This is a genomic window from Streptomyces sp. BK239 (assembly GCF_004217285.1).
In the GTDB taxonomy this organism is placed as follows: Bacteria; Actinomycetota; Actinomycetes; order Streptomycetales; family Streptomycetaceae; genus Streptomyces.
This window is the reverse complement of sequence record NZ_SHKS01000004.1, coordinates 568935-590708: the sequence shown is the minus strand read 5'-3', so window position 1 is coordinate 590708 and position 21774 is coordinate 568935. Positions and strand designations below refer to the sequence as shown.

Sequence of the window (21774 nt, the reverse complement as noted above, 5' to 3'; positions counted from 1 at the left end):
CGTCCCCGACCAGCCCGACCCGTTTCTGGAGCCTCTATGTCCCCTCTTCGTCAGCAGCAGGTCCCGCCCGGCGTGACAGCCGAGATGACGCCCCGGCCCGATCACGGCGAACACAGTTACCGGGGCTCCGGGCGGCTGGCCGGCAAGGCCGCGGTGATCACGGGCGGCGACAGCGGGATCGGGCGGGCGGTGGCGATCGCCTACGCCCGTGAGGGTGCGGACGTCCTGCTCTCCTACCTGGACGAGCACCAGGACGCGGAGGAGACCGCGCGGTGGGTCCGGGATGCCGACCGCACCTGCGTACTGGTGCCCGGGGACCTGGCCGACCCGGCGCACTGCCGCTCCGTCGTCGACAAGGCCGTCCAAGAGTTCGGCCGGGTCGACGTGCTGGTCAGCAATGCCGCGTACCAGATGACGCGCGACTCCCTCACGGACATTCCCGACGAGGAGTGGGACCGCACGCTGGCGATCAACCTCAGCGCGTTCTTCCACCTGGCCAAGGCCGCGGTCCCGCACATGCGGCCGGGATCGGCGATCATCGGCAGCACCTCGGTCAACTCCGACAGTCCGCCGCCGCAGCTGCTGCCGTACGACGTCACCAAGGCCGGCATCGCCAACATGGTCGGTTCGCTGGCCCAGATGCTGGCGCCGAAGGGCATCCGCGCCAACAGCGTCGCCCCCGGCCCCATCTGGACGCCGCTGATCCCCGCGACCATGCCGCCCGAGCAGGTCGAGAGCTTCGGATCCGAGGTGCCGATCGGCCGGCCCGGTCAGCCGGCCGAACTGGCGCCGGTGTACGTCATGCTCGCCTCCGACGAGGCTGGCTACGTCTCCGGGGCCCGCGTCGCCGTCACAGGCGGACAGCCGATCCTGTGAGCGCAGAGGGGACGACGCCGTACCCGTTGCGGCTGACCGTCACGGCGAAGCCCCTGGTGTTCGGCGGCCACGCGATCGCCCGCCGCCTGGGCAAGACGGGGCTGCCGGACTGGAACGTCGCGGAGACCTGGGAATGCAGCGACGTCGAAGGCAACCGCAGTGTGGTGACCAACGGCCCGCTGGCCGGCCGGACCCTGCCCCAGGTGCTGTCCGACCACCCCGAAGCCCTCATGGGCGCCGGCTTCTCCGGTACGCGCTTCCCCTTGCTGACCAAGTTCATCGACGCCACCGGCACCCTGCCCGTACACCTGCACGCCGACGACGAGACAGCCAAGTGCCTGGAAGGGCAGGCCAACGGGAAGACCGAAGCGTGGCACATCCTTGACGCCGCCCCCGGCGCCACCGCCCTGTGCGGCGTCAAGGACGGGGTGACGGCCGACCGGCTGCGTGCCGCGCTGGAGGCACAGGACTTCGACGCCGTGCTGCGCCGTCTGCCGGTGCGCGCGGGTGAGACCCTCTACGTGCCGGGCGGTACCCTGCACAGTTTCGGGCCCGACACCCTGGTCTACGAGATCGAGCAGACGTCCGACATCCAACAGCACGCCATGCGCTGGAACATGGAGGACGGCTCCCAGGTAGGCCACGCGGAACACCGGTCCAACCTCGACATGCTGATGCGGCAGGCCGACCTGGAATCCCGGCCGGACTTCCACCCCGGGCTGAGCATCACCGTCGGAGACGGAGTGGAACGGGTCTTCTTGTGCGCGGGCCCGTACTTCGCCCTGGAACGCTGGCGTGCCGGAACGGCGGAGCCGTTGCGCCGGTCCTTCGCCACCGCGCAGATCTTGTCGAACGTCGGCGCCCCGGTGCAGGTCCGGAGCGGGACGTGGAGCGAGGAGCTCGGCCGGGCGGAGACACTGCTCCTGCCTGCCGTGTGCGGTGACGTCGAGATCAACGGACCCGCCGACGTCCTGTTCGGTTACCTGCCCGACCTCGACCGCGACGTCCGCGACCCGCTGCTCGCCGCCGGCTACCCACTGCCCCTCCTGCGGCGGTTCATCGCATCGCCGACTTGATGGATGGGTCAACCGCGTCGCTTGGCGGCGCACAGGGCGCGGAACGTCTGAACGAGCCGGACGCCGTGCGGGTGCGCGCCGATCATGGAGGACATGCCAGGCATCCCGTTTCGGTGAACTCGGGCGGCCCAGCCCGGCCCTCTGATCCTCACAGACTCGACAGGATCTGGGGGGACAGCGTCTTGACCATGGTGTTGGTCCAGCGCATCTGCCGCAACGTCTGCGGATGGCACGCCGAGGCGAGGGCGAGGAGTTCGTCGTTCTTGGTGGCTTGCGCGGCTTGGGCGAGCATCTCCCAGTGCAGGGAGTTCTCCGTGGCGCTCAGGTGCAGCTCCCGAAGATCACGCAGGAGCAGCAGACCGGGCTCGGGGCGGTGTCCCACTGCTTCGGCGGCCTTCTCCCTGAGCGTCGACAGCAGGCCCGCGGCAGACGCCCCGACGGAGTCGCCGAGGTCGACGCCGCGGGCCTGGGCGGCGTCAGCCAGGCGCTGAACGTGTTCTCGGGACCAGCCGGCGAGGTCGGTGGAGACGTGGTGGACCTCGTGCTCGGTGCGGTGGCGCTCGGCCACTGCCGTCAGCTGCCTGGCGAGGTGTTTCTCACCATGGTGGAGACCAGATGGCTGGTCCCGATCCCGGCACGGGCGAGGACCGCGAGCGTGTAGTACTCCTCCAGGAACAGCTGACCGGAAGTGTAGAACCCGATCGACCCGGGACCGCGTTCCTCAAGCAGTTCCCGGGAGCGGCTGCACCAGATCCGGTTCAACCCCCGCCTCCAGGTACGCGTCCACCCGCACAGGCCACGGCTCGTGCCGACCATACGGAGTACGGCTGCCCCATGGCCGTGAGATCCGGTCCACCGGAGCGTCCATGGCTGCCTCCCAGCGACCCGCCAGCGGCACGTGAACACGCCGCGCGTCATCGGTACCCCTTGTCACTCCGGTCTAACGCCTCCGGCTGGTCGCCGAGGGCCGGGGACCAAGAGGAGCGGCTTACCCAGGACCGTCGCGGAGTTGCGGGTTCAGTTGCCGTTGGTCGTCCGGGATCCGATGTCGCGGCGGCCTGGCAGCATCCCGTATGCGCACGACATCCGGGCCGGCATCGGGGCAGCACGCCTCGCCCTCGGTCGTCCGCACCTCGGTGATGTCCAGGGCGGTATCCGCAATGTGCCAAGCCGACCCTGACCCGTGCGGCGTCGTCGTCCAGGTCTGCCCGGGACCGCTCCTGCCACCTCACCTGCAAACGGAACCGGTCGTCCGCGGTACGAGGGAAGACGTGCACATGGAGGTGGAAGACGGTCTGATCGGCTGCCTCACCATCGGCGAGGAACACGTTCACTCCCTCACACGGCAGCCCAGAGCGCCGACTGAAGGTCACGCTGGTGCAGCCCGAGCTGACGGTGAAGGCGGCCGCCGCGTGCCGCGGGCCACGGCCTTGTGATGTGCGACCGACCACGAGCCCCTGAACCACCCTCCCGTGTGCCGGCATGGTGGCCGCACGCATAGCCGACCCTCGAACTATGTTGCCCCGCCACATGTGCGCCTGACCTGCGTCTTTCTACGGTGTGGCGACACGCAACCGTCCCCGTCACATCCCAGGAAGTGGTGCCGATGTCGTCGCCCGCAGCCGCTCCACCAGCCCCGAACAACCTCAAGCGCATCGTCACCGCCAGCCTCATCGGCACCACCATCGAGTGGTACGACTTCTTCCTGTACGGTTCCGCCGCCGCGCTCGTCTTCAACAAGCTGTTCTTTCCGGACTCCGATCCGCTCGTCGGCACGCTGCTCTCCTTCCTCACCTACGCCGTCGGGTTCGCGGCGCGGCCGCTCGGGGCGTTGGTGTTCGGGCACTTCGGGGACCGGCTCGGGCGCAAGAAGCTGCTGGTGCTGAGTCTGCTGCTGATGGGCGGGGCGACCTTCGCGATCGGCCTGCTGCCCACCCACGCGAGCGTCGGGACCGCAGCGCCGGTGCTGCTGACCCTGCTGCGGCTGGTGCAGGGCTTCGCGCTCGGCGGTGAGTGGGGCGGGGCCGTGCTGCTGGTGTCGGAGCACGGCGACGCGCGGCGGCGCGGGTTCTGGGCCTCCTGGCCGCAGACCGGTGCGCCGGCCGGGCAGCTGCTCGCGACCGGCGTGCTGTCCCTGCTCACCGCCGCGCTGTCGGACGCCGACTTCGTCAGCTGGGGCTGGCGGATCCCGTTCCTGCTCTCCGGTGTGCTGGTGATCGTCGGACTGTGGATTCGCCTGTCCGTCGACGAATCGCCCGTCTTCCGGCAGGCGTTGGCACAGGCCGAGGCCCGCAAGGCCACGCAGGCGCCGGCCGACGCCGAGAGGCTGCCGCTCGTGTCGGTGCTGCGTCACCACTGGCGTGACGTGCTGGTGGCGATGGGCGCGCGTATGGCGGAGAACATCTCCTACTACGTCATCACCGCGTTCATCCTCGTGTACGCGACGACCTCGGCCGGCGTCTCCAAGCAGACCGCCCTCAACGCCGTGCTCATCGCCTCCGCCGTGCACTTCGCGGTGATCCCGGCCTGGGGCGCGCTGTCGGACCGGATCGGACGGCGTCCCGTGTACCTGGTCGGCGCGGTGGGCGTCGGACTGTGGATGTTCCCCTTCTTCACGCTCGTCGACACGGGCCGCTTCGGCAGCCTCGTCCTCGCCGTGACGGTCGGTCTGGTGCTGCACGGGGCCATGTACGCGCCCCAGGCCGCATTCTTCTCGGAGATGTTCGCGACCCGGATGCGCTACTCCGGGGCTTCCATCGGCGCCCAGTTCGCCTCCGTGGCCGCCGGCGCGCCGGCGCCTCTCATCGCCACCGCGCTGCTGGCCGACTACGACAGCTCCACACCGATCGCCCTGTATGTGATCGCGGCGGTCCTGCTGACCGTGGTCGCCGTGGCCTCGGCCAAGGAGACCCGGCTCCGTGACCTGGCCGACGTCGGCCCCTCCGCCGGCGCGGAGGAGAGCGAGGAGGCTCCCGCGGCGGACGTCCGCGCCGTCTGAGCGTGGGGCCGGTGACTCGGCTCCCCTCGCCCGGTCGACCTCCGTGCGCCACCCGCGCGCACGGGGGTCAGCGGCGTGCGGGGTTGGCCAACGCGTGCAGTCGGAGGGCCAGTTGTATCTCCAGGGTGCGGGCCGGGTTCTGCCAGTCGCATCCCAGGAGCCGGCCCACGCGTTCCAGGCGCTGGGCCACCGTGTTGACGTGGACGTGGAGCCGGTCCTTGGTGCGGGCCGGGCTCATGCCGCAGGCGAAGTAGGCGTCGAGGGTGCGGACGAGGTCGGTGCCGCGCCGTTCGTCGTAGTCGACGACCTTGCCGATGGTGCGGTCGACGAAGCCCGTCACATCCCGGTCGCCGGCGAGCAGCAGCCCCAGGAAGCCGAAGTCCTCGGCGGCCGCCCCGTCTCCCGAGCGGCCCAGCAGGCGCAGCGCCTGAAGGCAGCGGCGGCTCTCCTCGTACCCGGTGACGACGGCGTCCGGACGGGCGGCGAGGTCGCGCACGGGTGCGGAGGCGCCGACGGTGACCGCTTCGTGGACGGCGGTGCCGAGGTGCCGCGCGGTGCGGCGGGCCACCTCGGTCGCGGTGTCGCCCGCGTCCAGGGGCAGCAGCAGGACGGTGCCTCCGTCGCGGGCGGCGGCCAGGCCCTTTCGGGTGGCGGCTAGGTGGGAGGCGGCGGACCACAGGCGGCGGCGGGCGGCCGCCTCCTGGTCGGCGTCGGCCGCGGCGGTGTCCAGGCGCGCCGCGAGGACGACATGGGTGGCGTCGAGGTCGGCGCGCAGCCGGGCGGCGCGGTCGCGCAGCAGGCGGGGATCGCGGTCGCGGGCGTCGAGCAGGTCGTCCAGGAGTTCGCCCCGGACGCGCTGCTCCGCCTCGGCGGCGGAGCGCCGGGCGAGCAGCAGCAGTGAGGTGACCATCGCGGCGCGTTCCAGGGTGCGCTGGTCGACGGGGTCGAGTCCTGGGTGGCCGCGCAGGACGAGCGCACCGAGCAGTTCGCCGCCCGCGGCGACGGCCGCGATCCAGTCGTCCTCGTGCCGTACGGCGTGTCCTTCGGTGCGGGACGCCTCCACAGCCGCGGCCGGCGCGGTTTCGGTGAACTCGACTGCCCCGCCCAGGACTTGGGAGACGGCGGCGGCCACGTCATGGACGCCGCCACCGCGCAGCACGAGTTCGGCCAGCCGGTCGTGGACGTCGGAGGCCCGCTCGATGACCGCGCTGCGGTCCTGGATGATCTCGTTGGCCCGCTCCAGTCGGGCAAGGGCGGAGCGGGTCTCCGTGAGCAGGTTGGCGGTGTCCAGTGCGGCGGCGGCGAGTGCGGCGAAGGAGCCGAGCAGGGCGATCTGTTCCCGCTCGAAGACCCGCGCGCGCCGGTCGGCGGCGAACAGCACCCCGATGACGTTCGCGCCGAGGGTCAACGGCACGCCGAGGATGGCGACCAGGCCTTCGTCGTGCACGCCCGCGTCGATGGTCGTCGTGTGCCGGAAGCGGTCGTCCCGGAAGTAGTCGTCGGTGACATAGGGGCGGGCCGTCTGGGCCACGAGGCCGCCGAGCCCCTCGCCCATGCCGAGGCGCAGTTGCTGGAAGCGGGCGGCCACCGAGCCCTCGGTGACCCTCATGTAGGTGTCGCCGCGCGCGGGGTCGTTGAGGCTGAGGTAGGCGACGTCCGTGCCCAGCAGCGAGCGGGCCCGCTGCACGATCGCCTGGAGGACGGCGTCGACGTCGCGCAGGCCGGCCAGGTCGTGGGCGGTCTCGAACAGCGCCGACAGTTCGGCCTCCCGCCGGCGGCGGCCCTCCAGCTCGGCACGCACCCGCAGCGCGAGCAGTTTGGCGTGTTCGAGGGCCGCGACCCGGTCGGCGGTGTGTCCCTCGGCGCGCGCCAGGAGCACCGGCCGTTCGTAGGCCTCGGCGGCCGCGCCCCGGGCGAGCAGTTCGAGGAACGGCGCCTCGACGCACTCGGCTGCGCCGGGGGCGCCGGAAGCCGGCGCGGCGGCGCCGGAGATGCCGGGCGCGGCAGCCTCCGCCTCGGCGCCGGTCGCCGGCACGGCGTCGACGGCCGGATCGGCGTCGGTGACGGAGCGCTCGATCGGCTCCACGTGATCGCGGGACATGTGCACAGGATTGCTCATGAACGGGCCGGCTCGTCAGGCCTGTGGACAACTTCGGGAACCGCTCGCGGCCGGCTCGCTCAGTGCGCGGTCCAGCCGCCGTCGAGGACGACGGACGCGCCGGTCATGAAGGACGCCTGGGGTCCGCACAGGTAGGCGACGGCCTCGGCGACCTCCTCCGGTTCGATGAGCCGTTTGACGGCGCTGTCCCGCAGCAGCACCTCCGCGAGCACGCGCTCCTCGGGCAGTCCGTGGGTGCGCGCCTGGTCGGCGAGCTGCTTCTCCACCAGCGGGGTGCGCACGTAGGCCGGGTTCACGCAGTTGGAGGTGACCCCGTGGGGCGCGCCTTCGAGGGCGGCCGTCTTCGACAGTCCCTCCAGCCCGTGCTTGGCCGCGACATAGGCGGACTTGTAGGCGGAGGCACGTAGTCCGTGGACCGAGGAGACGTTGACGATGCGCCCCCAGCCCTGCCCGTACATGTGGGGCAGCGCGCCGCGGATGAGGCGGAACGGCGCCTCCAGCATCACGGTGAGCACCGTGTGGAAGACGTCGGGGGGGAACTCCTCCAGAGGCCGCACCAGCTGAAGTCCGGCGTTGTTGACCAGGACGTCGGTCCCGGCGGCGGCCCGCTCGGCCGCGTCGAGATCGGTGAGGTCCAGGACGTGGGGTTCGACCGTGCCGGGCAGGCCGTCGGCGCTGCCTACGAGGTCCTTCAGGCCGGCGGCGTCCAGGTCGACCGCCCTCACCTCGGCCCCGGCGGCCGCGAGGCGGAGCGCGCAGGCACGGCCGATGCCGCCGGCGGCGCCGGTGACGAGGGCGGTGCGCCCGCCGAGGTCGAGCGGGGTGGCGTGGGGGGCCGGAGGGGCGCTGCGAGCGGTCATGCCCTGACCCTAGGCAGCGCCCCTCCCCCACCCCATATGGTCAGAAGCCATACTTCACTGGGAACCCATGGTGTCGAACCATGTAGGTGCGTCGGTCAGCGCCTGCTTGATCCGCAGCAGGGCGAACTGGTTCAGCTCCGGCAGGGCGTCCACCTCGAACCACCCCACCTCCAGCGACTCGTCGTCGTTGACCCGGGCCTCGCCGCCCACCGCCCGGCAGCGGAACGTGATGTCCATGTACTGGCAGACGTCGCCGTTGGCGTACCTGACCGGCTCCAGCGCCTGGACGAGGACGACCCGCTCGACGACGCAGTCGACCGCGGTCTCCTCCCGGACCTCCCGCACGGCGCAGACCGCAGGCTGCTCACCCGGGTCGGGGATGCCGCCGATCACCGCCCACTTGAGGGTGTCGGAGCGGCGGCCGAGCAGCACGCGTCCCTCGTCGTCGAAGACGACCGCCGTGACGCCGGGGAGCCACAGCAGCTGGTTCCCGGCGGACGCCCGGAGCGTACGGATGAAGTCAGGAGTAGCCATGGCCCGACCCTAACGGGCGGCCGTGACACCGCCCGGCCGCTCAGGGGAGCGGGCGACCGGCGTACGGCTACACGCCACCGGCGCGCCGCCCGCGCACCGCGGCGCCGGTCGCCCAGGCCAGGCCGCCCGCCGCGACGAGCACCAGGGCGATCTCCGGGAGGACGCCCAGCCGCGTCGCCGGCGTCTCGGAGGTGCGCAGCGGCACCTTCTGCACCAGGGAGTCGGCCACGAACATGCCGGTCTTCTGGGTGATCCTCCCGTCCGGCATGATGATCGCGCTGACGCCGCTGGTCACCGGCACGGTGACGGTCCTGCTGTGCTCGACGGCGCGCACCCGGGACATGGCGAGCTGCTGGTAGGTCATCTCGCTGCGGTCGAAGGTGGCGTTGTTGCTGGGGACCGAGATCAGTTGGGCGCCGTCGGCGACCTCGGAGCGCACGGCCCAGTCGAAGGCGGCCTCGTAGCAGGTGACCAGGCCCACCCTGGCCTCGCCCATGTCGAACACGCCCGGCCGGGTGCCCCGGCTGAAGTCCCGGCGGACCATCGACGTCCATTCGCCGTTGATCGCCCCGATCAGCGAGCGCAGCGGCAGGTACTCGCCGAACGGCTGGATCTGCCGCTTGTCGTACGTCTGCGTGGGGCCCTTCACCGGGTCCCAGAGGATCTGCTCGTTGTAGAGCTTGCCGTCGCGTTCGACGACCCCGCCGACCGAGATGGGCGCGTCGATCGCCTTCGCCGCCCGCTCGATGACGGCGGCGGCGTCCGCGTTGGCGAAGGGGTCGATGTCGGAGGAGTTCTCCGGCCACAGTACGAAGTCCGGCCGGGGCGCCTTGCCGGCCTTGACCTCTGCGGCCAGCCGCTCTGTCTCGCGCGCGTGGTAGTCGAGCACGGCCCGACGCTGGGCGTTGAACTCCAGACCGAGGCGGGGGACGTTGCCCTGGATGACGGCGACCGTGGCGGTGCCGTCCTGAGCGGTGTCGCTGACGAGCGGGCGGGCTGCCACGGCCGCCACCACCGGCACGGCCAGGCTGACCAGGGCCACGGCGGCCGCGGCCCGGCGTACCTCGCGCGTGCGGCGCCGTTCGAGACCCACGCGGACCGCTTCGTACAGCCCGAAGCCGCACAGGACGACGGCGAAGCCGAGCACCGGGGTGCCGCCGACCGCCGCCAGCGGGAGGAAGACGCCGTCCGCCTGCCCGAACGCGATCTTGCCCCAGGGGAAGCCGCGGAAGGGCACCCGCGCGCGTGCCGCCTCGCCGGCGATCCACACCGCCGCCGCCCACACCGGCCAGGCCGGAAGCCTGGACACGGCGGCGATGCCGACGCCGGCCAGCGCGACGAAGACCGCCTCGATGACCACCAGGGCGAGCCAGGGCCCGGGGCCGACCTCGACGCCCGTCCACACCAGCAGCGGCAGCAGGAAGCCGAGGCCGAAGAGGTAGCCGAGGCCGAGGGCCGCCTTCCAGCGGCGCCCGCGTACCGCCCAGCCGAACCCGGCGAAGGCCGGCAGGGCCAGCCACCACAGGGTGCGGGGCGGGAAGCTGACGTAGAGCAGGATGCCGGAGAGCGCCGCTACGACGGCGGGGACGAGGCGCAGGAGCCGAGCACGGAGCGGCGGCGCGGTCGCGGGCTCCACCTGGTCCGGTCGGCCCACGGAAGTTGCGGTGACGGTCACTCCGGGAGTGTACGGCGAGTGAGCTTTTGGCCGACAGCACGGTCCACGGCAGGGCAGCGCACACCTGACGTCAGTGCGCCGCCCCCGGCGTGCTGCCCTGCCGCAGCCGGGCCCTGATGGCCTGGACGGCGGATTCGGCATCGTCCACGGTGATGGTGAAGGTGTGCCCGTCCCACAGTCGCAGCACCACGCCCTCCCCGCGGCGTACGACGACGGCGGTGCCCTTCTCCGGACGCCAGCGGTAGCCCCAGCCGCCCCAGTGGCGCGGGGTGACGTGCGGCTCGAAGTCCGCTCCGGCGACATGGGACAGCGGGATACGGCGACGCGGCAGCCCGATGTGACCGCAGCGCACTTCCACGGACTCCTTGTCGAGCTTCAGGTCGACGTGGACGAAGGCCAGCGTCCCGAAGAGGACCAGGAGCCCGGCGGCGATGCAGCCGACGACGGACATGACGAGCGGCGCGGCCCCTGAGGTCCACGCGGAGTCGAGCGCCAGTTCGATGCCGAGCGCCATGCAGGCGGCCCCGGTGAGCGCGAGCAGCCACTGGAAACGGTTGGTGGCCCGCCCGTGCCAGACAGGGGCATGCGGGGCCTTCTCGTCCTGGGGGTGGTCCCTCATAGGGACGAGGTTACTCAGGTTTCGCTCCGCCGGTACTCCGTAGCGCAGGGTCACTGCGCCGACGGGACGAACCCGCGGAGCGAAGCGTGAGCCGCCGTCAGCGCGCGGGGCTGACCTCTTGGAGGAGCCGGCCCTCGGCGTAGGCCAGCGCGGGCGCGGGAAGCGTGCCTTCCCGGCCGCTGAGCAGGACCGTCACCGTGCCGAGGGTCTCGCTCTCGGGGTGCAGGCCGGCGCCCACGCGGCGCAGGGCCTGAGCGGCCACGGCGCCGGCCGAGCCGTGCAGGACGAGCGGCGGGCGGCCGGGACGCTGCACGGCGGCGCGGATGCGTTCGGCCACGAGCTCGTAGTGGGTGCAGCCCAGGACGACGGTCGTGACGTCCTCGGGCGTCAGCGCGGCGGCCGCGGCGACGGCGGCGCCGATCGCCGTCTCGTCCGCCTGCTCGACGGCCTCGGCCAAGCCCCAGCACGGCACCTCGGCGACAGGCACGCCGTCGGCGAAGTCCCGGATGAGATTGCGCTGATAGGGGCTGCCGGTCGTGGCGGGCGTGGCCCAGATGGCGACGGGACCGCCGCCGGCCGCGGCCGGCTTGATCGCGGGGACCGTGCCGATCACCGGGATCTCCGGTTCGAGACGGGTCCGCAGGGCGGGCAGGGCGTGCACGGTCGCCGTGTTGCAGCCGACGATGAGCGCGTCGGGCCGGCGGGCCGCGGCGGCCTCCGCGACGGCCACCGCGCGCGCGGTGAGGTCCTCGGGCGTGCGCGGCCCCCAGGGCATGCCCTCCGGGTCGAGGGACAGCACGAGATCGGCGTCGGGTCGCAGGCGCCGTACCGCGGCGGTGGCCGCCAACAGCCCGATTCCGGAGTCCATGAGCGCGATCTTCACCCGGCCACCATAGACGATGTGCTCTTGCGGCCCCCCTGCGGTGGGGCAGACTGCGGCCGTGAGCGCCATCGTGTGGATCGCCGCCGTCTCCCTGTTCGTCTGGCTGTGGCTGCTCTGCTGCCAGGGCTTCTTCTGGCGTACGGACGTCCGGCTGCCCCCGCGCGAGACGCCCGCGGACTGGCCGGACGTGGGCGTCGTCGTCCCGGCCCGAGACGAGGCGGCGGTGCTGCCCGCGAGCCTGCCGTCCCTGTTGGCGCAGGACTACCCCGGCCGTGCGGAGGTCTTCCTCGTCGACGACGGCAGCTCGGACGGCACCGGGGAGCTGGCGCGTGAACTGGGGCGGCGGCACGGCGGGCTGCCGCTGACGGTGTGCTCGCCGGGTGAGCCGCCGGCCGGCTGGACCGGCAAGCTGTGGGCCGTGCGCCACGGCATCGCTCTCGCACGCGCGCGTGGGCCCGAGTACCTCCTGCTGACGGACGCCGACATCGCGCACGCGCCCGACAGTCTGCGCGAGCTGGTGGCGGCGGCACGCGCGGGCGGCTTCGACCTCGTCTCCCAGATGGCGAGGCTGCGGGTGGAGAGCCGTTGGGAGCGGCTGGTCGTGCCGGCGTTCGTCTATTTCTTCGCGCAGCTGTACCCGTTCCGCCGGGTCGGTCGGCGCGGGGCGCGGACGGCGGCCGCGGCGGGCGGCTGTGTGCTGCTGCGCACCGAGGCGGCGCAGCGGGCCCGGGTTCCGGACGCCGTCCGGCACGCGGTCATCGACGACGTGGCGCTCGCGCGCGCCGTGAAGAGGTCGGGCGGGCACATCTGGCTCGGGCTCGCCGACAAGGTCGACAGTGTGCGCCCGTACCCGGGGCTGCGCGACTTGTGGCGGATGGTGTCGCGCAGCGCCTACGCGCAACTGCGCCACAGTCCGCTGCTGCTGGCGGGCACGGTGCTGGGCTTGGTCCTGGTGTACCTGGTGCCGCCGCTCGCCGTCGCGGCAGGGCCGGTGTTCGGCCTCCCGGCCGCGGCGGTGTGCGGCGCGCTCGCGTGGCTGGTGATGGCGGGGACGTACGCGCCGATGCTGCGCTACTACCGCCTGCCGCTGTGGCCGGCTCCGCTGCTGCCGTTCACCGCCGCGCTGTATCTGCTGATGACGGTGGACTCCGCGGTGCAGCACCACCGCGGGCGCGGTGCGGCCTGGAAGGGCCGCACCTACGCCCGCCCGGACCCGGTGCCCGACGAGGGTTAGGGCCTGTGCGGGTCGGCGTCTACTTTCGGCCGGGTGTCCAGTTCATGCCCCAGCCGTAGGCGTGGTCGACCGTGCGCTGGGGGCTCACCCCGCGCTGCGGCACCAGGTAGCGGGCTTCGCGCTGGACGACGAGGTCGCCGCCGGTGTGGGTGATGAGCGCGAGCGCGCACACGGTGGAGGGGACGGTGCACTCGTCCAGGGAGAAGTCGATCGGGGCGCCGTGCTGCGGGTTGAGGGTGACGGTGGCGTGCAGGTCGGCGAAGGAACGGGCGCCCTCGTAGATGGTGACGAAGACGAGGATGCGCTTGAAGTCGTCGCGGTGGTCGAGGTTGATGGTGAGGTTCTCGCCGCTCGACAGCGCACCGGTGCGGTCGTCACCGTCCAGGTGGATGTACGGCGGCTGGTGCAGGGCGCCGAAGGCGTTGCCGAGGGCCTGGACGACTCCCTTGCGGCCGTCGGCGAGTTCGAACAGGGCGCACAGGTCGAGGTCGAGGTCGTTGTGGAGCGCGACGGCGCGTCCGCGTTTGCTGCCCCACCCGGAGAACTGCTTGCGCACCTCCCAGTTGAGGTTCACGCGCATGGCGCCCGAGGTTCCGCCCTGCTTGGTCAGCGACACCGAGGGAGCGCTCTTGGTGAGCGTCACCTTGGTCAGGCGGACCGGCGGGGCGGCGGGCGGTGCGGGCGGCGGCGCAGGCGCGGTCCGGTGGCCGGGCGGGGGCACGGTCGCGGGGAAGGCGGGCGGCGTCGGCGGGGGCGGCGGTGCGGGGGCGGCCTGGGGCGTCGACGGGGGTGCCGGGTGGGCGGGTTGACGCCCCGTGGGCGCCGGCGTGTGCTGCGGTTCGTCCACGGCGATGCCGAAGTCGGTGGCCAGACCCTCCAGTCCGCTGCCGTAGCCCTGTCCGACGGCGCGGAACTTCCAGGCGCCCTGGCGTCGGTAGAACTCCCCGAGGACGAACGCCGTCTCGACGGTCGCCCCCGTGCTGTCGAAGCGGGCGACGACGGTGTTCCCGGCGTCGCGCACCTCGACGTAGAGGCCGGGCACCTGCCCGAACGCGCCGCCGTCGGCCGAGGCGGCCAGGACGACGGTCTCGATCGCGGGCTCCACGCGCGCGAGGTCGACGAGCAGTGTGTCGGTGACCTGGCCCCCGGTGTCGCGCTTGCCCTCGTGGCGGACCGCTCCCGAGGAGTGCGTGGGCTGGTTGTAGAACACGAAGTCGCTGTCGGAGCGGACCTTTCCGCCGACCAGCAGCAGCGCCGACGCGTCGGCGTCGGGCACCCCGGGCCCGGACCGCCAGCCGACCTCCACCCTCAGTGCCGCCGTGGGCACGGGAGTGTTGGAACCTTTCGCCATGGACATGTCCGCTCCCCCATCACCTGTGACCGGGCCGGCCCGGCGCACCGCTCCGGCGCCCGCCGGCTTGCTTGTCGAGTCAACTTATTCGTCCCGTCAGTGAACTCCCCTCCACGACGCGTGAACAGACCCCGCCCGACCGGGGGTAACCGCCCCGGATCTCGGCTTTTACACGATTCACGCGGCGTTTGCCGCCCCTTTTCACCGACTTCGCTCGCATTGGGGAGCCAGAGGTACCCCCGACACGGAAAACAACCCTCTTATCGGTCTCCCCAACCAGCACATCGTGGGCTTAACTTATGTGCCATGACCTCCCCCCGCTCCACCTATGGCGGCGGCTACTACTCCGCCTCCTTCCCGGACACCCCGATCTATGACTCGCTCGTGGCCGAGCGGGGCACCCCGCAGATCGCCCCGATCCGGGTCCCCGCCGCGTACGACACGAGCGGCAGCAGCCTGCCCGCACTGCCGTCGGCGCTGCCCGCCCTCCCGTCGGCCCCGTCGCAGCCGTCCTACGGCTACCCGCAGATGCAGCAGCCCGCCCCGCTGCAGCAGGCGCCCGCGGCCTACATCCCGCCGCAGGCCTCCGCCCCGCGCGGCTACCCCGGCCCGCAGGCGCAGCAGCAGCCGCGTCCGGCCGGCCCCGTCGCGGGTTACGAGGCGATGCGCCCCGCGGCTCCCCGGCCCGCGGCGCAGCAGTACCAGGATCCGTACAACAACCAGCAGCAGTACCGCGGCTACTGAGCCGATCCGCGTTCGCCCGAGTTCGTCCTCACCGGCATATGCGTCATGCGCCTCTCACCTCACCCGGCGCCGGCGTCACCTGGCAGGATGAGCGCATGGGGAACGCGGAACTGCTGTCGATTCACATCCATCCGGTCAAGGCGTTCCGGAGCGTGTCGCTCCGGAAGGCCGACGTGGAGCCCTGGGGGCTGGCCGGAGACCGACGCTGGGCGCTGATCGACGACGGGGGAAAGGTCGTCACGCAACGCCAGCAGCCGCGCCTGGCGCAGGCCGCCGCCGAGCTGTTGCCCGGCGGCGGCCTGCGACTGTCCGCGCCCGGCCTCGAGCCGCTGACCGTCGGGGTGCCCGAGCCGCTGGCGACAATCTCCATGGAGATCTTCAGCGACAAGGTGGAGGCCGTCGTCGCCGAAGAGGCCGCTCACGCGTGGTGCAGCGCGTACCTGGGCGCCGACGTGCGCCTGGTGCACATGGACGACCCCGCGACACGCCGCCCGGTGGATCCGGAGCACGCGCTGCCCGGCGAGACCGTCTCCTTCGCCGACGGCTATCCGCTGCTGGTCACCGCCGGCGCGTCCCTCGACGCCCTCAACGCCCTGATCGCCGCGGGTGAGCACGCAGCTGAGGGACCGTTGCCGATGGACCGCTTCCGGCCCAACCTGGTCGTGGCGGGCACCGAGCCATGGGCCGAGGACGGCTGGTCGCGGGTCTCCGTCGGCGAGGTCGACTTCCGGGTGGCCAAGATGTGCGGCCGGTGCGTGGTGACCACGACCGACCAGAGCACCTCCGACCGGGGCAAGGAGCCCCTGCACACCCTGGGCCGGCACCGCCGCATCGACGGCAAGCTGATGTTCGGTCAGAACCTGGTGCCGGTGTCGGGCGGCACGATCCGGGTCGGCGACCCCGTCCGCGTCACCGGCTAGCGGCGGCCGAAGACCGCCCTTGCGGGGGGAACCTCCGCGCACCCCCGGTCCGTTGTGTCTTTCGTGAGCAGTTCATGAGAGGTCCCGGTTCCGGGTGATTTCGCTCTCTCTTGGCCCCGAAGGGCGCGTGAACGGCTCCACGGGGAGTTATCACGGAGCGGGAAGGGGGTGGGGCACCGGTGCGAGCGATCCGTGGAATCTGGCGCTGGCGGCACAATCCGCTGCGGCGTACGACGGACCTGGTCGAGGCCTGGGTCGCCCTGTCGGCGCTGTTCCTGGTGCTCCTCGCCGCTCCCTTGGTGGGCGCGGTCGTCGGCGCGGTCGCCCAGAGCGCGTTGCAGCAGGCGGTGCGCGACCAGCGCGACTCACGACACGAGGTGACGGCCGTCGTGGTGCGCAGACTGGGCGGCTCGCCGTTCGAGGCCGACCCGGACACCGGCACCGGACGCGACACGCGCACCCGTGTGTTCGCCGACTGGAAAGCCCCGGACGGCACCCCCGCGCACGGCGCCGTCATGTCCGGTCTGCAGACCCCCCATCGGGGCGACCGGTTCTCCATATGGACCGACGTGCACGGCCGGCTGGTGGCCCGTCCGCTGGACTCCGCCACGGCGACGACACACGCGGTGCTCGCGGGAATCGGCGCGGCCTTCGCCGCCGCCGCCTTCGTCGAGGGCGGACGGAGAATGATCCTCTGGCGCATGGTCCGCCGCAGGTACGCGCGTTGGGACCAGGCATGGGAGCGCGTGGGCCCGGACTGGGGCCGGACCGGTACCGGCAGCTGACGGCCTTCCCTCACTTGTCAACCGAGCGCCTCCGCGCACGCTACGGTGGACCGGCCGAGCCACTCGGCATCAACCCGCGCGCGAGGGAGCCGGAGGGGCATGCCGCCCGCCGGCGAACGAGCCATGACTACCACGAGGTGGGGGCACAGCAACGCCATGGCACAGGGCACGGTCCAGGTGACGCACACCGGCACATCGAGGTGGCGGCGCCGCACGGGTGAGTACGCATCGCTCGCCGCCGCCCTGGAGGCCGCGGCCGAAGGCGACGTGCTCACCGTCGCTCCCGGCACCTACCGGGAGAACCTCGTCGTCCAGCGGGCGGTGACACTGCGCGGTCCGGAGGGCGCCTCCGGTTCCGTGCGGATCGCACCCGTCGACGGGGTGCCGCTGACGGTGCGCGCCTCGGCGGTGGTGCAGGACCTGCACGTGGAGGGCCAGGACGCGGCCGCGCCCGCCGTGCTCGTCGAGGAGGGCACGCCCGAGTTGCTGGACCTGCGGATCGTCACGCGGTCCGCGGCCGGCGTCGAGGTGCGCGGCGGTGCCCGCCCAACGGTCCGGCGGTGCACCGTCGACAACCCGGCGGGCATCGGCATCGCCGTGGTCGACGGCGGCGGCGGGGTGTTCGAGGAATGCGAGGTGGTCTCGGCCGGGCAGGCGGGCGTCGCGGTGCGCGGGGGCGGCCACCCCCGGCTGGAGCGCTGCCGGGTGCACCGCACCTCCGGCGCCGGGCTCAGCGCGACCGGCGAGAACTCCGCGCTGGAAGCGGTCGGCTGCGAGGTGTACGAGGTCCGGGGCAGCGGCGTGCACATCACCGCGCGCGCCACCGCGCACCTCACCGACTGCGACGTCCACCGCACGACCGCGGACGGTGTCACGCTCGACACGGACGCCGTGGTGACCCTGGCGGACTGCCGGATCCACGAGATCCCGGAGAACGCGGTCGACCTGCGCTCGCGGTCCGTGCTGACGCTGACGCGCACGACGGTGCGTCAGTTCGGGCGCAACGGGCTGTCGGTGTGGGACCCGGGCACGCGGGTCGACGCCAACCAGTGCGAGATCTTCGACAGCACCGGCGACTATCCGGCCGTCTGGGTCAGCGACGGCGCCACCGTGGTCCTGGACTCCTGCCGGGTCCACGACGTGCCGGACGCGCTGTTCGTCCTCGACCGCGGCTCGCGCGCGGACGTCGTCGACACCGACCTGACGCAGGTGCGCAACACGGCGGTGTCGGTGAGCGACGGCGCCACCGCCCAGCTCGACGACTGCCGGATCCGGGACGCGGCGACCGGCGCCTGGTTCCGCGACCACGGCAGCGGCGGCACCCTGAACGGCTGCACGGTCGAGGGCACCCAGACCGGAGTGATCGTCACCAAGGGCGCCGACCCCGTCGTCGAACGCTGTGTGGTGGGCTCGCCCTCGGAGGCCGGGTTCTATGTGTCGGCCGGGGGCCGTGGCAGCTTCCTGAACTGCCGCGTCACCGACAGCGGGGGCTACGGCTTCCACGTGATAGACGGTTGCCGCACCACCCTGCGCAAGTGCCGCACCGAGCGCTGCGCGCGCGGCGGTTTCGAGTTCGCGGACAGCGGCGCGGACGCCGCGTCCGGCGCGGGCCCCGTGGTGGAGGACTGCACGAGCGACGAGAGCGCGGCCCCGCGCCCGCCGTCGGCGACGCGGGAGACGGCCGTCCAGACCGCGGACCGCTCGGGTCTCCTCGGTGCGATGCCCGAGCAGCGTGCCGCCGAGCAGCACCCCGCTGCGGGTGCCGTCGAGACGGAGGAGACCGTGCGGACCTCGAAGGACGTGCTCGGCGAACTCGACGCGCTGGTGGGCCTGGAGAGCGTCAAGCGCGAGGTGCGGGCGCTGATCGACATGATCGAGGTCGGCCGGCGCCGGCAGCGGGCGGGGCTGAAGGCGGCCTCCGTCAAGCGGCATCTGGTGTTCACCGGTTCCCCCGGCACCGGGAAGACCACGGTCGCCCGCCTGTACGGCGAGATCCTCGCCTCGCTGGACGTGCTGGAGAAGGGCCATCTCGTCGAGGTGTCCCGCGTCGACCTGGTCGGCGAGCACATCGGCTCCACCGCGATCCGCACCCAGGAGGCGTTCGAACGGGCCCGCGGCGGCGTGCTGTTCATCGACGAGGCGTACGCGCTCTCCCCCGAGGACGCCGGGCGGGACTTCGGCAAGGAGGCCATCGACACGCTGGTGAAGCTGATGGAGGACCACCGGGACGCCGTGGTGGTGATCGTCGCGGGGTACACGGCCGAGATGGAGCGCTTCCTGTCGGTCAACCCCGGTGTCGCGTCCCGTTTCTCGCGGACCATCACCTTCGGCGACTACGGTCCCGGGGAGCTGCTGCGGATCGTGGAGCAGCAGGCCGAGGAGCACGAGTACCGGCTCGCGCCGGGTGCCGCCGAGGCGCTGCTGACGTACTTCACGGCGATCCCGAAGGGTCCCGCCTTCGGCAACGGACGCACGGCCCGCCAGACGTTCGAGGCGCTGGTGGAGCGGCACGCGAGCCGGGTCGCCCAGGTGCCGGACCCGAGCACGGACGATCTGACGCTGCTGTACGCGGAGGACCTCCCGCAGTCGCGGTAGAAGCTCTTGGCGTCGTGTCGGCGCGCTTTCAGGCCTCCGCCGCGGCGGGAGCCTGGGGCTCTTCCGGCCGGGGGCGCTGCGGGGGCATCTCCGGGCGCAGACGGCCCAGGAGCCGTTCTCGTTCCTGGGCGAAAGCCGGGTCCGCCTGGTAGTCGGAATGGCCTAGGACCGGAGCGGGCAGGGGGTGCCGCGCCGTGCGGCCGTAGGCGAGCGGGTCGGCCAGGGGCGGGTGGTCCACCTGGGGGCCGCAGTCGTCGCCGGACAGCCGTACGGGCCCGCCGATGGGGTCGGTGAGCCGGTGGAGGTTGCGCCAGCAGGCGATCTCCTCGTGCAGGGCGGTCAGCGCTGCCGGGCCGAAGTGGGCGGGGAACCACCGGCCGTAGAGACGCTCGATCGGGGAGCCGTAGGTGAGCAGTGCGACCCGTCGGCGGTCGGCGGGCTGCAGCTGCCAGGCCGCCGCGGCGGCGAGGACGCTGCCCTGGGAGTGGCCGGAGATGACCAGCCGGCCGCCGGTGGCGCGGGTCCAGGTGGCCATGCGCCAGGTCAGGTCGGGCACGGCGCGTTCGGCGTAGCAGGGCGGGGCGAAGGGGTGGGCGGCGCGCGGCCAGAAGGTGCCGACATCCCAGAGGATGCCGATGGTGCGGCGTGCGGAGGCGTCCTTGTAGGCGCGTCTGCCCCAGGTGACGAACAGCAGGAAGCCGAGCCCTATCAGCCAGGAGCCGAGCGCCTGCCCGGTCTCGGCGGCGCCCCGCACCAAGGGGTGGGCGGACACTGCGGCCCGCTGAGGGGTCGTGCCGGTGCTGAACGCGCCGACGAGGGCCCCCGCGCCCAGCAGCAGTGTGGTGGCGGCGGTGACGGCGACGAGGAGTGGGCCCTGGTCCGTGAGCGTGGCCATCGCGCGGGCGCGGGCGATCCGCCGGGTGCGGGCGGGATCGCCGGGTCCGGTGTCGTACTCGCGGGCCACCGCGGCTTGCTCGGCGCGGGTGAGCAGCCAGACGCGGCGGCCGAGCAGGGCGCCCAGTGCGAGCTGTACGAGGAGCAGCGCGGGGATGACGGACGCCTGCCAGGTCAGCAGGACGGGCGGGCCGGCGAGGGAGGCGCCGGTGCCGTCCAGCCAGTCCGAGACGCGCTGGGAGACCCCGCCGGACATGACGCCGCCCAGGGCGCAGGCGAGGGTGGCGACGGCGGGCCCGCCGAGGCCCCGCAGCGCGGTGCGCCCTCCGGGGTCGCCGGTGGAGCCGCGATGCAGTGCGGCGGCGACGACGGCGAGGGAGATCACCAGGACGCCCTGGGCGAGGGCGATGCCGCCGAAGGTCAGGTCGCCCGGCAGCCGTCCGGAGGACGTCCAGCCGGGGCGCTCCCAGCCGGCGTAGACGAGGGTGAGGACGAGCAGGGTGAGGGCGGCCAGCGGCAGGCGTCGTACGAGGTGGGCGTCGAGCCGGCGGTCGAGGCGGTGTTCGCTGCGGCCGCGGCGGCACACCACCCAGACCGTGGCGAGGGCGCCGGTGGCGAGGGCCGTCTCCAGGAGCCGGCCGAGGATGTCGAGGAGGGCGGGGCCGCCCGGCCGGGCGTCGTGGCGGGCGGCCGCGGCGCCGACGGCGGCGGCGACGGTGAGCAGGCCGGCCGCGGTGTGCGCCGCGCGCAGCCGGGCGACCAGGCGACGGCCGTACCAGAAGCCGGGGCGGCCGAGGGCGGTGTGGCCGAGCGCGTCCTCGGGTTCGGGCCGGGCGTTCAGCGGTTCCTGGGACTCGTAGGCCCGCCAGGTGCGGTGGGAGAGGTACCACAGCAGGCCGGTGAGGGCGGCCGGGACCAGGGCGGCGAGGGCGAGGCGGCGGCCGGGCAGGGTCCACCAGCCGCCGTCGCGGACCGACGGGGACAGGAAGCCCAGCCAGGTGTGCCGCTCGGCGCAGGCGGCCGTGCCGGCGCACTGCCAGGCCGTCAGGTCGAGGGCGACCTCGCAGGCCGCGGCGACGAGCAGCACCGTCAGGCTGAGCCCGGCGAGCCGCACGAGCAGTCCGTAGCAGCGGACGGTACGCGTGCGTGCGGGTGCGGCGGGGCGCATCCAGTGGGCGAGGTTGACGACCATGAAGGGCAGCAGCAGGAGCCACAGGGCGCGGGTGCCGTTGCCGGAGGTGAGGTTGCACCAGACGTACGCCTCGGGGACCGGCCGGTCCCGGGGTCCGCCGGTCGCGGAGACGGCCCCTTGCCCGCCCCTGTGGTCGGCGTCGACGTCGGCGGCGCGCCGGAACACGGCAGCCGTGTCGTCGCCGGTGATCCGCACCGTGCGCGGATCGTTCAGCATCTTCTCGGGCGTCGCGCCGCCCACGCCGTGGACCAGGAGTTCCAGGGCGGCCGTGGCCTCCCCGCCGGTCAGGGCTCGTTCCTGCGCACGTTCCACCGTTGTGCCACTTCCCCCGTGACGCGCTGTCGACCTGCGTGCGGGCACCAGGATCGCCGCTGGAGGGTCCGAACACACCGGTTGTGACCGAATTTCCCCCGATCCGT

18 protein-coding genes and 1 pseudogene are annotated in these 21774 nt (G+C 73.0%); 8 read left to right on the top strand and 11 right to left on the bottom strand.

The genetic code is table 11. The features are described 5' to 3' along the window. The first annotated feature begins 36 nt into the window (after positions 1-36). Both EV567_RS16085 and EV567_RS16080 read left to right on the top strand, forming a co-directional pair. Positions 37-876: an SDR family oxidoreductase gene (locus EV567_RS16085; RefSeq protein WP_207228780.1), complete on the top strand. Its 840-nt coding sequence runs from the start codon at positions 37-39 to the stop codon at positions 874-876. Then, the gene (locus tag EV567_RS16080; RefSeq protein ID WP_130440505.1) at positions 873-1952 is read left to right on the top strand and encodes a type I phosphomannose isomerase catalytic subunit; all 1080 of its coding nucleotides are present in this window, start codon (positions 873-875) and stop codon (positions 1950-1952) included. The genes EV567_RS16085 and EV567_RS16080 overlap by 4 nt, the downstream gene beginning before the upstream one ends. A gap of 148 nt (positions 1953-2100) precedes the next feature. Here the strand turns inward: EV567_RS16080 and EV567_RS16075 are convergent, their stop codons facing one another. From EV567_RS16075 to EV567_RS28205, 3 genes and pseudogenes are all read right to left on the bottom strand, one after another. Continuing rightward, positions 2101-2520: a hypothetical protein gene (locus tag EV567_RS16075; protein WP_242620828.1), complete on the bottom strand. Its 420-nt coding sequence runs from the start codon at positions 2518-2520 to the stop codon at positions 2101-2103. Between the two features lie 44 nt (positions 2521-2564). Next, positions 2565-2820, bottom strand: a pseudogene (locus tag EV567_RS16070) (hypothetical protein); the annotation flags it as partial. Positions 2821-2866: 46 nt separating this feature from the next. Next, complete coding sequence (locus EV567_RS28205; RefSeq protein WP_242620849.1) at positions 2867-3436, bottom strand: HIT family protein; 570 nt, start codon at positions 3434-3436, stop codon at positions 2867-2869. Between the two features lie 122 nt (positions 3437-3558). On the opposite strand from EV567_RS28205, the gene EV567_RS16060 reads away from it, so the two are divergent. Next, positions 3559-4950 (top strand): MFS transporter, encoded by a 1392-nt coding sequence (locus EV567_RS16060; RefSeq protein ID WP_207228779.1) that lies wholly within the window; start codon positions 3559-3561, stop codon positions 4948-4950. A gap of 67 nt (positions 4951-5017) precedes the next feature. On the opposite strand, the gene EV567_RS16055 is transcribed toward EV567_RS16060, so the two are convergent. The 6 genes from EV567_RS16055 to EV567_RS16030 all read right to left on the bottom strand — a co-directional run bounded on the left by EV567_RS16055 (position 5018) and on the right by EV567_RS16030 (position 11640). Further along, positions 5018-7051, bottom strand: a complete 2034-nt coding sequence (locus tag EV567_RS16055) for a helix-turn-helix domain-containing protein (protein WP_242620827.1) — start codon at positions 7049-7051, stop codon at positions 5018-5020. A gap of 77 nt (positions 7052-7128) precedes the next feature. Beyond that, a complete protein-coding gene (locus EV567_RS16050; protein ID WP_130440497.1) occupies positions 7129-7929 on the bottom strand; it encodes a 3-hydroxybutyrate dehydrogenase in 801 nt (266 codons plus the stop codon). Between the two features lie 54 nt (positions 7930-7983). Continuing rightward, positions 7984-8463, bottom strand: coding sequence for an NUDIX domain-containing protein (locus EV567_RS16045; protein WP_130440495.1), 480 nt, complete (start codon positions 8461-8463; stop codon positions 7984-7986). 67 nt (positions 8464-8530) lie between these two features. Beyond that, complete coding sequence (gene lnt, locus EV567_RS16040; RefSeq protein WP_130440493.1) at positions 8531-10138, bottom strand: apolipoprotein N-acyltransferase; 1608 nt, start codon at positions 10136-10138, stop codon at positions 8531-8533. A 70-nt stretch (positions 10139-10208) separates the two neighbouring features. After that, positions 10209-10757, bottom strand: a complete 549-nt coding sequence (locus tag EV567_RS16035) for a hypothetical protein (RefSeq protein WP_130440491.1) — start codon at positions 10755-10757, stop codon at positions 10209-10211. Between the two features lie 97 nt (positions 10758-10854). Then, positions 10855-11640, bottom strand: coding sequence for a glutamate racemase (locus tag EV567_RS16030; RefSeq protein ID WP_165430391.1), 786 nt, complete (start codon positions 11638-11640; stop codon positions 10855-10857). Positions 11641-11656: 16 nt separating this feature from the next. On the opposite strand from EV567_RS16030, the gene EV567_RS16025 reads away from it, so the two are divergent. After that, positions 11657-12874: a glycosyltransferase gene (locus EV567_RS16025; protein WP_207228778.1), complete on the top strand. Its 1218-nt coding sequence runs from the start codon at positions 11657-11659 to the stop codon at positions 12872-12874. A gap of 19 nt (positions 12875-12893) precedes the next feature. On the opposite strand, the gene EV567_RS16020 is transcribed toward EV567_RS16025, so the two are convergent. Further along, positions 12894-14225 carry a TerD family protein gene (locus tag EV567_RS16020; RefSeq protein WP_130440689.1) on the bottom strand — a complete coding sequence of 444 codons (1332 nt, stop codon included), beginning with the start codon at positions 14223-14225 and terminating at the stop codon, positions 12894-12896. A 306-nt stretch (positions 14226-14531) separates the two neighbouring features. Between EV567_RS16020 and EV567_RS16015 the strand changes: the two genes are divergently transcribed. The 4 genes from EV567_RS16015 to EV567_RS16000 all read left to right on the top strand — a co-directional run bounded on the left by EV567_RS16015 (position 14532) and on the right by EV567_RS16000 (position 19269). After that, positions 14532-14969, top strand: coding sequence for a DUF6643 family protein (locus EV567_RS16015; RefSeq protein WP_130440485.1), 438 nt, complete (start codon positions 14532-14534; stop codon positions 14967-14969). 95 nt (positions 14970-15064) lie between these two features. Further along, entirely contained in the window at positions 15065-15889 is an 825-nt protein-coding gene (locus EV567_RS16010) for an MOSC domain-containing protein (protein ID WP_130440483.1), read from the top strand. Positions 15890-16068: 179 nt separating this feature from the next. Beyond that, entirely contained in the window at positions 16069-16674 is a 606-nt protein-coding gene (locus EV567_RS16005; protein WP_207228777.1) for a hypothetical protein, read from the top strand. A 156-nt stretch (positions 16675-16830) separates the two neighbouring features. Next, positions 16831-19269: a right-handed parallel beta-helix repeat-containing protein gene (locus tag EV567_RS16000; RefSeq protein ID WP_165430400.1), complete on the top strand. Its 2439-nt coding sequence runs from the start codon at positions 16831-16833 to the stop codon at positions 19267-19269. 28 nt (positions 19270-19297) lie between these two features. Here EV567_RS16000 and EV567_RS15995 read toward each other — a convergent pair whose 3' ends face one another. Beyond that, positions 19298-21667 (bottom strand): hypothetical protein, encoded by a 2370-nt coding sequence (locus EV567_RS15995; RefSeq protein ID WP_130440477.1) that lies wholly within the window; start codon positions 21665-21667, stop codon positions 19298-19300. Between the last annotated feature and the right edge of the window lie 107 nt (positions 21668-21774).

Coding starts and splice junctions, on each gene's coding strand:
- EV567_RS16085 (WP_207228780.1), top strand. CDS start 37: ATGTCCCCTCTTCGTCAGCAGCAGGTCCCGCCCGGCGTGACAGCCGAG.
- EV567_RS28205 (WP_242620849.1), bottom strand. CDS start 3,436: ATGCCGGCACACGGGAGGGTGGTTCAGGGGCTCGTGGTCGGTCGCACA.
- EV567_RS16060 (WP_207228779.1), top strand. CDS start 3,559: ATGTCGTCGCCCGCAGCCGCTCCACCAGCCCCGAACAACCTCAAGCGC.
- EV567_RS16055 (WP_242620827.1), bottom strand. CDS start 7,051: ATGTCCCGCGATCACGTGGAGCCGATCGAGCGCTCCGTCACCGACGCC.
- EV567_RS16050 (WP_130440497.1), bottom strand. CDS start 7,929: ATGACCGCTCGCAGCGCCCCTCCGGCCCCCCACGCCACCCCGCTCGAC.
- EV567_RS16045 (WP_130440495.1), bottom strand. CDS start 8,463: ATGGCTACTCCTGACTTCATCCGTACGCTCCGGGCGTCCGCCGGGAAC.
- EV567_RS16035 (WP_130440491.1), bottom strand. CDS start 10,757: ATGAGGGACCACCCCCAGGACGAGAAGGCCCCGCATGCCCCTGTCTGG.
- EV567_RS16025 (WP_207228778.1), top strand. CDS start 11,657: ATGTGCTCTTGCGGCCCCCCTGCGGTGGGGCAGACTGCGGCCGTGAGC.
- EV567_RS16020 (WP_130440689.1), bottom strand. CDS start 14,225: ATGGCGAAAGGTTCCAACACTCCCGTGCCCACGGCGGCACTGAGGGTG.
- EV567_RS16015 (WP_130440485.1), top strand. CDS start 14,532: ATGACCTCCCCCCGCTCCACCTATGGCGGCGGCTACTACTCCGCCTCC.
- EV567_RS16010 (WP_130440483.1), top strand. CDS start 15,065: ATGGGGAACGCGGAACTGCTGTCGATTCACATCCATCCGGTCAAGGCG.
- EV567_RS16000 (WP_165430400.1), top strand. CDS start 16,831: ATGGCACAGGGCACGGTCCAGGTGACGCACACCGGCACATCGAGGTGG.